The following is a 13,372-nucleotide window of genomic DNA, read 5'->3' on the forward strand; positions in this document are numbered from 1 at the left end:
CATGGAGGCACGTGAGGGAAGGTGCGAGATGGCGACACACCAGCGGCGGGGTCGGCAGGGCGGCCAGGAAGATGAGACGGCCGAGGGCCGGGGTGCGGCTTCGGCGCCCCGGACGGATGCCGTCGTCGCGGCCGGGCCGGAGCGGGCGGTGAGTCCGGGCAGTGTCGCGGCACTCCAGCGCTCGGCCGGGAACGCCGCCGCGACAGCCGCCGTGCAGCGGTCCTCGGTGCATCGGGTGCTGCGCGGGGCCGGGCGGCCGCTGGACACCTCGGTGCGCGGGGAGATGGAAGCCCGGTTCGGCACCGGATTCGGGGACGTGCGGGTGCACAGCGGACCGGACGCGGAGCGGTCCGCGACCGAGATCGGCGCCCGTGCCTACACCGCGGGCAGCCATGTCGTACTGGGGCGCGGCGGCGGTGACAAGCACACCCTGGCGCACGAGTTGACGCATGTCGTGCAGCAGCGGCAGGGGCCGGTGTCCGGCACCGATTCGGGGCACGGGTACGCCCTGTCCGACCCCGGGGACCGTTTCGAGCGGGCCGCGGAGTCCAACGCGCACCGGGTGATGTCCGGCCCGGTTCCGGACCGGGACGGTGCCGCCGGGTCGGTGCAGCGGGCGCCCGCCACGGACCCCGGCTCGGTGCAGCGGGCTGCCGGCGTGGACCCCGCGATGGTGCAGCGGGCGCTGAACATGACGCTGGAGGGCGCGCGCGTCTCGCACTACGGGCCGTCGAAGGAGGGTGCGGGAACCGCGCGGGACCTGCCGATCGAGCGCCCGCACGAGGTGAGCGGCCCGGTCCGCAAGACCGGCACGAAGGGCAGGCCCGCCGCTCCCAACCCGATCGCGGTGGCCAAGCTCCAGCAGGCGTACAAGGCGCGGGCGCGCGCCAACAAGTGGAAGGTGCCCAGCGAAGGGGACGTGTGGAAGGACCTGTTCGGCGGGGCCGGGTACGACCGCGGGCACGTCATGGGTCTGGAGGTCGGCGGTGTGGACGACCCCAAGAACATCGTCCCGCAATGGTCGCTCAACCAGGGCACCGGCATGTGGCGGCGCATGGAGCAGGCGCTCGCCGATCTCGACGCGGGCACCGTGCGCTTCGTGGTGCACTACGCGTCGGCGAACGGCACCCACCGTGCGGTGATGGTGCCGACGCGGATCGACGTCTATCACGACGGCGTGGCCTACAAGCAGTGGGAGAACGAGCCGGACACCAACGACCTGATCAGGGCCGGGGCCGACCCGGGCGACATCTTCACCTTCTACGAGAAGACCATGGACGCCCTCGGTCACAGCTCCGGCGACACCCTGACGAGCGAGCAGATGGACTGGTTCGCCTTCAAGGCGCTGGGTGCCGACCGGGCCGACATGCTGTCGCACAACGACTACCACGACGCGGCCGCCCAGGGCGGCACACCGGCCCCCGGTGCCGCCGACCAGCACGAGGCGGGCATCTCCAAGTCCAACATCCCCCTGGACCGCCGCAAGAAGCAGATCGAGCGGTACGTGGCAGCGGACCTGGTGACCCGGAACGGTACGGGGGACACGGCCACCTACACGCTGCGCGACGTTCCGGACCTCGCGCCGGACAGTGACTCCAGCTCTTCGAGCGGTTCGGACGTGGAGATGTCCGACGGGTCCCAGCCCCAGTCGCCGGGGCAGCCGTTCCTGACCATGTCCTTCGACTCGCAGAGCAGCGGGGAGGAGTACCAGGACTCCGACGACCAGATGTCGACCTCTCCCTGACCGGGGCGCCGCCCGGCGCCGTCATCAGGCGCCGGGCGAGCCCGAACGGGGCGATTCGCGGGCGGAGTTGGCCCGTGTGTTGTGCGGGGTGGTGGACTCCCGGAAGCGCAGGTCGCGCCCCTCGCGGCGGAACAGGTCGCCCACGAAGGCGTCGAGGGCGTCGATCTCCTCCTCGCGCGAGTAGATGTCGACGAGGGCCTGGCGCTGGTCCCGGTCGATGATCCGCTGCCGGTCGAACCACGACTGGTCGGCGGGTGCCTGGGGCAGTGCGTCGAACTCCTTCTGCGTACGGACGTGGAAGCTCTCGACCGGTTCGAGGACGGCCGGGCCGCCGCCCGGGGCGTCATGGGCGTGGTAGACGACGAAGACCAGCCCGTCCACGGCGCCGTCCGCGATCCGCTGACGCAGCTCGGGCCACTCCAGGGTGCTGAGCACGCTGGAGCCGACGGTGCCGTCCAGGGCGTGGGCGGTGACGGTGCCGGTGAGGGACTGGACGTAGGTCGTCGACAGGCGCTTCCAGAGCGCGGCCAGGGCGTCGGAGGCGCTCCAGTTGGACAGGCCGAAGAGGAGGCCGTCGAAGATACGGCCCTGGACGGACGCCTCCAGGACCACGCCCCGGCCCACGCCCGCGTCCTCGGTGGGGATGGCCGAGTTCATCTTGGCCCAGAGCTGTCCGTGTTCCGCCGAGGCCCCGGCGACCCGGTCGAGCGCCTCCTGGAAGCCCTCCTTGCCCTGGTGCCGGGCGTACCAGGAGTACTGGACGCGGTGGCCCTGCACCCGGGGGTCCTGGAATCCGGCGATGATCCGGCCGATGGCGCCCTCGTCCACCGTGGTGGGCCGCCCGGCCCGCAGGTCGGCCTCGATGTTGTCGAGGAAGCCCTCGATGCCGGAGGTGAAGCCGTCCATGTTCGTCAGCGCCTCGATCCTGCCGATGCGCTGGAGGAGTTCGGCCTTGTCCTGGGCGAACTTGATCTGCTGCCGGTCGGCGAGGGGCATCGAGGGGGCGGACGCCTGGGAGCTCTCGGTCCCCTGCGATTCCTGTGACTTCTGCGAGGTGCGCGAGGGCGGCCGCGAGGACTCGGGCGAACGCTGGACGACGTCCTCGGACCCGGTCCGGGCGTCCGCGACCAGCCGGGACACCGTCGCGTTGCCCGCCGACCGCTGGAGGGCGAGGAGGGGCGGAGCCGGTGTGCCGCTCGGCCGTGCCCGTTCGGTGTCGGGACCGTGCGTTGCGTCCCGGTCCGTCCCGTGTCTGTGTGTGCGCACCGCACTCCCTCACCCCGGTCGAGCGGAACCGGATCATGACGGTGATCCCGCTCCGGTGCTCAGAGGAGATCAAGCCAAGTTTGATTCATAGTCAATGACGCCTACACGCGGTTACCGAGAGAAATTCAGGCAAGACACCCGAACATAACTGAGCAAAGTCGGTCATTCGCGCGACAGGACCGGGGTCCGTTTTCCGGACTCCCGGCCCTGTCGCGGCTTTGCATCACGGCGCGTCTCGCAGAGCATGGGCGTGACGCCCAAGTCACCTGATGTCGCTGAGCACTCCGCTGACGTTGAGCACCTCATGGCACTCCTGGGCCCGCCTGCCGGTGGCGGGGGTGCCGGGCTTGGCACAGGTGACCTGGGCGGTGACCGTGTCGTTCGCGGCGATCCTGATGGGGGTGACCCAGTGATAGTCCTGGTTGCGGAAGGTCTCCAACGCGATCGTCGTGATCTTCCGGTCACCGAAGTTGATGGTCAGCACCCCTTCGTCGCCCTGGAAGTTGGCCACGACGATGTCGGTGACCTGGAAGACCTTGTCCGCCGGGACCGTGTACGTGCCGGTCTTCTCCGCGCCGCTGCCCGTCTGTACGTCGATGGTGGCCGAGCTCTGGCCGCCGCCCGCGGCTCCACCGCCCCCGCCGGTTCCCGTCCCGGTGCCCGTACCGTCGCCGCCACCCGTGCCCGGCTGACTGCCCGCGCCACCACTGCCGGTGCCGGGCCGCCCGCCGTCGGCTCCCGTGCCCTGACCGGCCTGCTCGCTGCCGCCAGGGGTGGGCCGCTGCTGGACGACCTCGTCGGCCGCCTCCTTGGCCGCGCTGCGCACCGCGGGCCGCACCAGGGTGAACCAGGCGAGGAGCAGCGCGATCAGCGCGGCGAGCACGGCGAGCAGCCACTTGGGGAAGACCGGGATCTGGACGAACTCCGCGTCCAGCGGCGTACGGATGGCGTCGGCCGGCTCCGGTCGCGCGTCCTCCGGTTCGGCCGTCTCGGCGACGGTGACCGTGAACGGCCAGATCACCGGGGCGCCGAACCACACCGGCTTGCCGATGCGCGCCCGCAGGCCGACCTCCGCCGACTCGCCCGGCTCCAGCGTCTGTTCGGCGGGCTTGACGGTGAAGCGCAGTTCCTCGCCGGGCTGGGCGGGGGTGAAGCCCAGCGTCACCGGGGAGTTGCCCTCGTTGCGCAGCGCCAGCCGGTAGCGGCCGCGCAGCCAGCCTCGGCGGCGGCGCGGGGCGATCTCGGCGCGCAGCTCCCGGAACTCCTCGACGCGCACCGTCGATTCGGGCACCCGTACCGCCTCGGGGTGCTCGGTGGGCAGCACGCGCACGGCGAGCGGCAGTTCACCGGCCCGGACCTCGGGGGACCTCGGGGGTTCGAGGCGGATGGTCACCGTTTCGGAGGTTCCCGGGTACAGGGACACGCGCGCGGGCTCCACCGTGGCCCAGGCCGCGCAGTCGCCGACCACCTCGAGGCCGTATGCCTCGACGATGTCGCTGTCGTTGCGGACGGTCAGGGTGGTGGTCGCGATTCCGCCGGGCGTCACCGACACCGCGGGGATGTCGGAACCGGGCGCGCCGGGGCTTGGGGTGGGTGCTGGAGACGTCACACGGTGACCGTATGACGGGGCCCCTTCACTTCGGAGAGACGCGAGGGCAAGCCCGCGGGCAGCGTAGGTGCCCCGGACAGCACTCCTCGACTCCCCTTCAGATGACGCCAGTTGACCGAAGACCGGGCGCGGGCCGACTTCCGCCGCTCGGTCCCGCACGTTGCTTCACGGCGCGCCGCACCACCCCCCACACGTTCGATGGAAACAGGACCCATGACCACGAGCTGCCCTCAGGCCAACCATCCCGCTCCCGCCGCCCACACCGCACCCTGGACCACCTCGGCCAGGCGGCCCGAGCGGGTGTCCGTCACCGTCTACGCCCCCGACCCCGTCCTCTACGTCGGCATCGTGCACCAGTTGCGCCAGCGACCCGAGATCGAGTTCGTGGAGGCCGGGGCGGCCGACAGCGCCCAGGTCTCGCTGATCACCGTCGACACGGTGGACGACGAGACATCGGCGCTGCTCAACCGGCTGCGCCACAACTCCGCGACCCGCACCGGCCTGGTGGTCGGCACCTTCGAGTCGGGTGACGCTCTCCAGCGCGCCATAGACAACGGCGTCGCCGCGGTGCTCCGCCGTGCCGAGGCCGACCAGGACCGGCTGCTGCGTCTGGTCCTCGCCATAGCCAACGGCGAGGGCATGCTGCCCGGCGATCTGCTCGCCAAACTCCTCACCCACGTCGGCAGCATGCAGCGTTCCTCCCCGCTCGACCCGCGGGCGGCGTCGCTGTCCACGCTGGCGCCCCGGGAGACGGAGATGCTGCGGCTGGTGGCGGAGGGCCTGGACACCGGGGAGATCGCCCGCAAGACCTCGTACTCCGAGCGCACCGTGAAGAACGTGCTGCACGAGGTGATCACCCGGTTGCAGCTGCGCAACCGGGCCCACGCGGTCGGCTACGCCCTGCGCAACGGCCTGATCTGACAGGTGCGTTGACCACGGGCTGTCGGCACACTGCCCGAAAGCCCCTCCGCCCCTTCCCCCGAGAGCGTCCCGTCGGCCCTGCCGCACCAGGGACGGCGGCGCCCAGGATGGCGGGCGGTTGTGCGAAAGCGGAGTGCGGACGGTGAGGTGGGCCCGTGACGGGCACGGACAAGGCCGGTGGGTGGCGTCACCCGCTGGAGCGGATCGGCCTGGCATTGCTGATGCTGGTCCCCCTGCTGGCGGTCACCGCGGCCGCCGGTCCCGGTACGGCGAAGGCCCGTCCGCGAGCCGGTGACACGGCGGCGACCCGGATCGCCTTCGCGGGCACCCGGCACCGCAGCCTGGGCCGGGTGGCGACGACGACGTCCAGCACCCCGCTGTTCGGTGCGGGCGCGACCCACTACGACGTGGAACCCTCGGCGCTGGGCGACCAGTTGGTGTTCGCCAGCCGCCGGGACGAGCGGAACCCGCAGGTCTATCTCCGGGCCGCCGACGGCTCCGTGGCCAAGCTGACCAGCGGCCGGGACGCGGCGCACCCGCGGCTGACGCCGGACGGCCGGTCGGTCGTCTTCGACTCGGCCGAGCCCGGCGGCCCCGGTGGCGCCACCCAGCGCGACCTGTGGCTGGTGCGCACCGACGGCACCGGCCTGACCCGGCTGACCGACACCCGGGCCGACGAGGAGTGCCCGACGGTGTCGCCGGACGGGCAGCGCCTGGCGTACTCCAGTGACGCCGATCCCCTGGTCGGCCAGCAGATCTACGTCCGCCCGCTCCAGGGCGGCGCCGTGAACCGGGTCACCGGTCCGGAGAACGGCACGGCGAGCGAACCGGCGTGGAACCCGCTGGACAACGCCGAGAAGCGCGACATCATCGCCTACACGGCCACCAACGCCGACGGCCCCAAACTGCGGTATGTCTACGCGAGTTCGGGTGACAACGGGCCGCTGCTGGGCAGCACGGAGGCAGGCTGGCGTACCCATGGGGCAGCGTGGTTGCCCGATGGGAACCAGCTGCTGTTCCTCAGCCCGGACCGCGACTGCAGTTGCGAGGGCGACTGGGACCACGTCTTCAAGACGACCGTGCACTCCGAGCAGGCCGGAAACCTGGGGCTGGTGCTGAGCGAGAACCGCGAGGTCGGCACGGCCACCTGGCTCGGACCGGTGAACGGCGGCGGGGCCGTCGTGGACCGCACCACCGCGGCCGGACCGCATGTGGTGACCCTCCAGGACGCCCGCGCGGACGGCTCCGACCCCCGCGACCTGGGTCTGACGATCCTCAACGAGGACCCGACGGCCGACACCAACACCGACCCGACGAAGGACCCCCTGTTCCAGCCCGCCGCCGGGTCCGACCCGTGGACGGAGCGGCAGAACTACACCCCGGACGGGCGGCGGATCGTGCTGACCCGGTTCGAGGACTCCGAGGCCGGACGCGTCGAGCGGATCTGGCTGGCCGACGCCGACGGCTCGAACGCGCGGCCCCTGCCGCTGGCCGGGCGCGGCGCGAAGGACTGGGACACCGACCCGACCCTGTCCCCCGACGGCAAGTCCCTCGCGTTCCGGCGCACTTCACCCGGCGGTACCGGGGACGCGGCCGGGCCGAGCCGGGTGCTCGTCGCCGATGTGGCGACCGGCGCGCTCCGGGGCACGATCACCCCGCCCGCCGGGCAGGCGCAGGGCACCGACGCCCAGCCGACCTGGTCCTCGGACGGCACGCGCCTCGCCTTCACCCGTACGCAGGTCATCAACGGCGGCAACGGCAACAAGCACATCTGGACCGTGCCGGTCGACCGTCTCGACCAGCAGCGCGATCTCAGCGCCGCCGACTGCCCCGGCGCCTGCGACGTCATCGACGACAGCCCCGCCTTCTCCCCCGACGGGCTGACCATCGCCTTCAACCGCAAGGCGGGCGGCGGTCGCGTCGACCAGCAGGGCGGGCTCCTGCTCACCTCGGTGTCGGGCGACGACTGCCGGGTGCTGCTGCCCGCCACCGCCCGTGACCTGCCGGGCGCCTGCGGCCGGGAGCTGCCGGACGCCTCGGCCACGGGTCCGTTCCAGCCGCGTGACGCCGCCTGGACGGCCGACGGTACGAGCCTGGTGTTCAGCTCGCGTGCCGAACTCGCGGCGAACAGCCCGGAGAAGCTGAGCCGGGTGGACGTGGAGTCGGGTGCCCTGACCCCGCTCACCACCGGGCTGGGGGGCCGCCAGAAGGAGCCCTCGGTGCAGCAGTCCGTGGACCTGGCGGTACAGGCCCCGGACACCTCGGGGCGGGTGGTCGTCGGCCGTACCGGCACCGTCCGCGTCGACGTCGTGAACCAGGGCCCCGCGGCCTCGCCCGGCACCCGGTTCACCGTGGCGCCGCCCCTCGGGGCGACCGTCACCGGGCTGACCGCGCCCGGCCGGAACTGCGACGTGCGCGGCCTCACCTGCGACCTCGGCGTGGTGCCGCCCGGCGCGACCGTCCCGGTGACCGTCACCGTCACCGGGGTCACGCCCGGCGACCAGCCCCTGGACTGGTCGGTGACCGGCGCCGTGCTCGACCCCGACCCGAGCGACAACACCGACCGCACGGTGGTCCCGGTACGCGAGGCGCCCGCACCGCCCGACCCGACGCCGAGCCCGACCCCGCCCACCCCGACGCCGCCCACGACGCCCCCGGTGCCGCCCGCGCCCCCGGCACCGCCGGTTCCGGAGCCCCCGGCGCCGAAGGCCGGTCCGGGCGTGACGGTCACCGCGAACCCGAACCCCGGCTATGTCGGCGGCCGCGTGGTCGTCACGTACACCGTCCGCAACGGCCGGAACGCGCTGGCCACCGGGCTCCGGCTGCGCATCGGGCTGCCCGCGAACGTGCCGAACAACGGGCGCCCGCCCGGCTGTGACGCCGACTGGCTGTGCGCGCTGCCCGATCTGGCACCCGGCGCCCGCAGCACCCTCCAGGTCGTGCTCAGCCCGAAGAAGGCGCTGACCGCCACGGTCACCGGCAAGCTGACCACCACCGGCACGGACGCCGACCGGGGCGACAACTCCGCCCGGCAGCGACTGCGGGTCCTCCAGCCCCGGATCATCGCGGTGCCGCCGATCGGCAAGCCCGGCTTCGTGACCTCGGTGCGCGGCAAGGACTTCCCGCCGGGCGTGCCGGTCCGGTTCCGCTGGAAGCCCGGCATCACGGCCGCCGCCGCGCCGACGGTGCCGCTGCCGGACGGCACGTTCATCGGGCAGCTCCTGATCCTGGCCAAGGACCAGACGGGTCCGCGCACCATCACCGCGAGCGGCCCCGGCTTCTCCCCGGTGAAGACGGACTTCCTGGTCGTCAACGGCAGTGTGCAGCCCCCGGACGAGGTGACCCGCCGATGATCCACGAGGTCGACGAGGCCCTGCGGGGCCTGCTGGAGGAGTCCGGGCTCGCCGCGTCGGGCGTCGAGGTGGTCTTCGACGCGCCGACCAGCGACTGGGCGGCCCGGCGCAGCGCGCCCACGGTGTGCGCGTTCCTGTACGACATCCGCGAGGACAACTCCCGGCGCAACAGCAGTTCGGGCGAGATCTATGACGAGGACGGCTTCGTCGTCGCCCGCCGCTCGCCCGCCCGCTGGTTCGAGCTGACGTATCTGGTGACCGCGTGGGCGAGCCGCCCGCAGGACGAGCACCGGCTGCTGTCCCAGGTGCTGGCCACCCTGGTGTCCACGGACACCCTGGCCCCGCACCTGCTCACCGGGACCCTGGCCGAACTCGGCCTCATCGTGGGCATCGACGGGGGCGGCACCGGTCTGGACGCCCCGGCCGCGTCCGACGTGTGGTCCGCGCTCGGCGGCGAGCTGAAGCCCTCGCTCGGGGTCCGGGTACGGGCACCGCTGGCCGGCATCGTGCGGGTCGCCGCGCCGCCGGTCACCGAGGGCGTGGTCGTACGGTCGGTGCCCCGGTCCCAGCCGGACGAGCCGGAGTCGGCGCGCCGACTGCGCTACGCGGAGATCGACGACCCCGGCGGGGAGGGCTTCGGCGGCTCCCGCGAGCGGCGGCCCGCGCCCGCCCGGCGCCGCAGGAGGGGTGACCGCCAGCCATGACCCACACTGTGGAATCCGAACTGTGGCGGCGGCTGGGCGTCGTGGAGGAGCGGGTACGGAAGGCGGTCGCCGCGCGGCGGGCCGTCGACCCCGACCCGGACGACCCCTACCGCGGCCAGTACCTCACGCCCGAGGCGGCGCAGCGCGTCCTCGACACCCGCGCCGAACCGTCCGCCACCGAGCCCGAGGAGTCGGCGGAGGACTCGCCGCTCGGCCGCCTGGCACGGGACTTCGGCCTCACCCCGCTCGACCTGGACCTGCTGCTGGTCGCCCTGGCCCCCGACCTGGACGCCCGCTTCGAGCAGCTCTACGGCTACCTGAACGACGACCTCACCCGGCGCCGCCCCACGGTCGGGCTGGCCCTCGACCTGTGCGGGCACACCGGGCTGTCCCCGGCCCGCTTCCGCCTCTCCCCCGGCGCACCACTCCTCGCGGGCGGCCTGCTGGACGTGCAGGAGCCGGAACGGCCGCCGCTGTCGCGGGTGTTGGCGGTGCCCGACCGGGTGACCGCGCATCTGCTGGGCGACACCGCGCCGGACGCCCGCCTCGGTTCCGTGCTCGGGGAGCACACCGCCGACCCGGCCGCCGACCCCGCGCTGGTCCGGCGGGCCGCCGAGGCGGCCCGCAGCGGCACCGGGCATGTGCACCTGCGGGCAGTCGGCGGTGCCCCCGAGGGCCTGGCCGACGCGGCCCTGCGCGAAACGGGCCGCACACCGCTGGTCCTGGACGCGACGGCCCTGTCCCGGCGCGCCCGCGACCTGCCCGCACTGGCCGCGGCCGCCGCCCGCGAGGCCCGGCTGACCGGCGCCGGGGTGGTGCTCGGCCCGCTGGACGACCTCCCCGACAAGCCGTCCGAACGGACCCACGTGCTGCGCACGGTGTGCGCGGCGCTGTCCGGCATCCCGCTCTTCACCTACGGCTCGCAGGTGTGGGACCCGGGGTGGGCCGTCCGTACCCCCGTCTCCTTCACGGTGGGCACCTCCTCGCCCGAACAGCAGGCGGTGCGATGGCGGTTCGCGCTGGAGGCGGCCGGGGCCCCGGACGGCTCGGGCAGTGCGGACCTGGCGCGTGCCGTGGCCGCCCACCGGCTCGACTCGGGCCAGCTCCGGCGCGCGGCCGACGCGGCGGTGCGCACGGCCGTGCTCTCCGGGCGCCCGGTGGACGCCGAGGACGTACGGGCCGCCGTACGGGCGCAGAACGGCGCGGGGCTCGCCCGGCTGGCGCGCCGGGTGGAGCCAGCGGTCGGCTGGGACGACCTGGTGCTGCCGCCGCGGACCCTGCGGGGCCTGCGCGAACTCGCGGTGCGCGCCCGCCACCGCGACCAGGTGCTCGGCCAGTGGGGCATGCGGCCGGGCGGCGGCCGGGGGCGTGGCGTGATCGCGCTGTTCGCCGGGGAGTCCGGCACCGGCAAGACCATGTCCGCCGAGGTGGTCGCCACCGACCTGGGCATGGACCTGTACGTGGTGGACCTGTCGACCGTGGTCGACAAGTACATCGGCGAGACCGAGAAGAACCTGGAACGCATCTTCACCGAGGCGTCGGCGGTCAACGCCGTGCTGCTCTTCGACGAGGCCGACGCGATCTTCGGCAAGCGCTCCGAGGTGAAGGACGCCCGCGACCGGCACGCCAACATCGAGTCGGCGTACCTGCTCCAGCGCATGGAGTCCTTCGACGGCATCGCCGTGCTCACCACCAACCTCCGGGCCAACCTGGACGAGGCGTTCACCCGGCGGCTCGACGTGGTGGCCGACTTCCCGATACCGGACGCGGCGCAACGGCTCGCCCTGTGGGAGCGCTGTCTGGGTGACCGACTGCCGCGCGCCGAGGACGTCGACCTGAAGTTCTGCGCGGACCGCTTCGAGCTGGCGGGCGGCTCGATCCGGTCATGTGCGGTGACGGCCGCGTATCTCGCGGCGGAATCGGGGAACGAGCTGACGATGCGGCAGGTCGTGGAGTCGGTCGCGCAGGAGTACCGCAAGCTCGGCCGACTGGTACTGGCGGCCGAGTTCGGTCCCTGGCTCGCGCAGGTCACGGGCGCCTGACCCTGCACGCGCGGTGCGGGCCGTCCGCCCGCGCGGGCAGTCGGGCTGCCCCCGGGCAGGGCCCGATGTCCCCTGCCTCCGGGCAGGGCCTAAGGAAAGGGTGGAGGAGACCCGGACCGCAGGACCCGTGAAGGAGCGAGCATGCCGACGTACCTCACCCCAGGTGTTTACGTGGAGGAGGTGCAGTCCGGTGCTCGCCCGATCGAGGGTGTGGGCACCGCGGTCGCCGCGTTCGTCGGCTTCGCCGAGGAAGGGCCGTTCCACGAGCCCACGCTGGTGACGAGCTGGGACCAGTACAGCCGTCTGTTCGGCGGTTTCACGCAGGGCGCGTACCTGCCGCACTCCGTCTACGGCTACTTCGCCAACGGTGGCGGCTCCGCCTACATCGTCCGCATCGGCGGCTCCGCCGACGACTCCTCCGCCCCGGCCGGTGACGGCGCGCGGCGCGAGCAGGCGGCCCTCGCCGTCGAGGTGGGCGGCTTCCAGATCGCGGCCAAGCCCGGCGTGAGCGGCGTGTCCATCGAGATCGCCGACCCGGAGGGCGAGAACCCGCCGGAGGACCGCTTCCGCGTCCTGGTCCGCCAGGGCGAGCAGGTCGCCGAGACCTACGACGCCTCGACCCGCCGGAACGTCAAGGGCTATCTGCCCACCCAGGCGCGCGGCTCGAAGCTGATCGAGGTGACCGAGCAGCGCGGCGGGAACCAGACCCGACCGGCCGCGCAGACGATCGCCGTGCCGGACGCCCCGGCCGCCCCCGCGCCCGCCACCTCCGGCCAGGTGGCCCGGCTGAACCCGGCCGAGTACGTCGGCGACGCCGACGCGCGCACCGGCTTCGCCGGTCTGGAGAGCGTGGACGAGATCACCATGGTCGCCGTCCCCGACCTGATGAGCGCCTACCAGCGCGGTGACATCGACGCCGAGGGCGTGCGCACGGTGCAGCTCGCCGTCATCTCGCACTGCGAGCAGATGGGCGACCGGGTCGCCGTCCTCGACGCCCCGCCCGGCCTCTCCGCCCAGGCGGTGCGCAACTGGCGCAACGACGAGGCGGGTTACGACTCCCGCTACGCCACCCTGTACTACCCCTGGGTGCGGGTGCTGGACCCGGCGGCCGGGCGCAACATCACCGTCCCGCCGAGCGGGCACGTCGCCGGTCTGTGGGCCCGCAGCGACGCCGAGCGCGGCGTGCACAAGGCGCCCGCCAACGAGGTGATCCGCGGCGCGGTCGACCTGGAGCTGCGGCTGAGCAAGGGCGAGCAGGACCTGCTCAACCCGATCGGCGTGAACTGCATCCGCACCTTCCCCGGCCGAGGTGTGCGGGTCTGGGGTGCGCGCACCCTCTCCTCCGACCCGGCGTGGCGCTACCTGAACGTGCGCCGCCTGTTCAACTACCTGGAGGAGTCGATCCTGCTCGGCACCCAGTGGGTGGTGTTCGAGCCGAACGACGACCGGCTGTGGTCGAGCATCCGGCGCAACGTCAGCGCCTTCCTCACCGAGGAGTGGCGCCGGGGTGCGCTGTTCGGGCGGACGGCGGCCGAGGCGTTCTACGTCAAGTGCGACCGGGACAACAACCCGCAGGAGTCCATCGACCAGGGACGCGTGGTCTGCGAGATCGGTGTCTCGCCGGTCAAGCCCGCCGAGTTCGTGGTGTTCCGCCTGGCGCAGTTCTCCGACAGCACCAGCCTCGTCGACGAGTGACCTCCGTCGCTTCCGGCACTTACCCACCCAGAAAGGTG

Annotated in this window: 8 protein-coding genes; 6 read left to right on the forward strand and 2 right to left on the reverse strand. The window is 73.2% G+C overall.

Features of this window, described 5'->3' with window-relative positions; all coding sequences use genetic code 11:
* Positions 1-28 precede the first annotated feature (28 nt).
* Positions 29-1,744, forward strand: coding sequence for a DUF4157 domain-containing protein (locus tag ACI2LY_RS21670; RefSeq protein ID WP_404708584.1), 1,716 nt, complete (start codon positions 29-31; stop codon positions 1,742-1,744).
* Between the two features lie 24 nt (positions 1,745-1,768).
* On the opposite strand, the gene ACI2LY_RS21675 is transcribed toward ACI2LY_RS21670, so the two are convergent.
* Positions 1,769-3,010, reverse strand: a complete 1,242-nt coding sequence (locus tag ACI2LY_RS21675; protein WP_404708585.1) for a hypothetical protein — start codon at positions 3,008-3,010, stop codon at positions 1,769-1,771.
* Positions 3,011-3,272: 262 nt separating this feature from the next.
* Positions 3,273-4,619, reverse strand: a complete 1,347-nt coding sequence (locus ACI2LY_RS21680) for a hydrolytic protein (protein ID WP_404708586.1) — start codon at positions 4,617-4,619, stop codon at positions 3,273-3,275.
* Between the two features lie 213 nt (positions 4,620-4,832).
* Here ACI2LY_RS21680 and ACI2LY_RS21685 point away from each other — a divergent pair, with 213 nt between their 5' ends.
* From ACI2LY_RS21685 to ACI2LY_RS21705, 5 genes are all read left to right on the forward strand, one after another.
* On the forward strand, positions 4,833-5,540 hold the full coding sequence (locus ACI2LY_RS21685; protein WP_086690412.1) for a response regulator transcription factor: 708 nt from the start codon (positions 4,833-4,835) through the stop codon (positions 5,538-5,540).
* 221 nt (positions 5,541-5,761) lie between these two features.
* A complete protein-coding gene (locus tag ACI2LY_RS21690; RefSeq protein ID WP_404708778.1) occupies positions 5,762-8,893 on the forward strand; it encodes a hypothetical protein in 3,132 nt (1,043 codons plus the stop codon).
* Positions 8,890-9,597, forward strand: a complete 708-nt coding sequence (locus ACI2LY_RS21695; protein WP_404708587.1) for a DUF4255 domain-containing protein — start codon at positions 8,890-8,892, stop codon at positions 9,595-9,597. Before ACI2LY_RS21690 ends, ACI2LY_RS21695 begins: the two co-directional genes overlap by 4 nt.
* The gene (locus ACI2LY_RS21700) at positions 9,594-11,639 is read left to right on the forward strand and encodes an ATP-binding protein (RefSeq protein WP_404708588.1); all 2,046 of its coding nucleotides are present in this window, start codon (positions 9,594-9,596) and stop codon (positions 11,637-11,639) included. Before ACI2LY_RS21695 ends, ACI2LY_RS21700 begins: the two co-directional genes overlap by 4 nt.
* Positions 11,640-11,780: 141 nt before the next feature.
* Complete coding sequence (locus ACI2LY_RS21705) at positions 11,781-13,334, forward strand: phage tail sheath family protein (RefSeq protein WP_404708589.1); 1,554 nt, start codon at positions 11,781-11,783, stop codon at positions 13,332-13,334.
* Positions 13,335-13,372 lie beyond the last annotated feature (38 nt).

The sequence above is a fragment of the Streptomyces sp. NPDC002176 genome (genome assembly GCF_044903645.1).
GTDB lineage: Bacteria > Actinomycetota > Actinomycetes > Streptomycetales > Streptomycetaceae > Streptomyces.

Bases quoted from the DNA above. Each gene is read 5' to 3' on its own strand.
- ACI2LY_RS21690 (WP_404708778.1), top strand. From the start codon at position 5,762: ATGCTGGTCCCCCTGCTGGCGGTCACCGCGGCCGCCGGTCCCGGTACG.
- ACI2LY_RS21685 (WP_086690412.1), top strand. From the start codon at position 4,833: ATGACCACGAGCTGCCCTCAGGCCAACCATCCCGCTCCCGCCGCCCAC.
- ACI2LY_RS21705 (WP_404708589.1), top strand. From the start codon at position 11,781: ATGCCGACGTACCTCACCCCAGGTGTTTACGTGGAGGAGGTGCAGTCC.
- ACI2LY_RS21695 (WP_404708587.1), top strand. From the start codon at position 8,890: ATGATCCACGAGGTCGACGAGGCCCTGCGGGGCCTGCTGGAGGAGTCC.
- ACI2LY_RS21700 (WP_404708588.1), top strand. From the start codon at position 9,594: ATGACCCACACTGTGGAATCCGAACTGTGGCGGCGGCTGGGCGTCGTG.
- ACI2LY_RS21670 (WP_404708584.1), top strand. From the start codon at position 29: ATGGCGACACACCAGCGGCGGGGTCGGCAGGGCGGCCAGGAAGATGAG.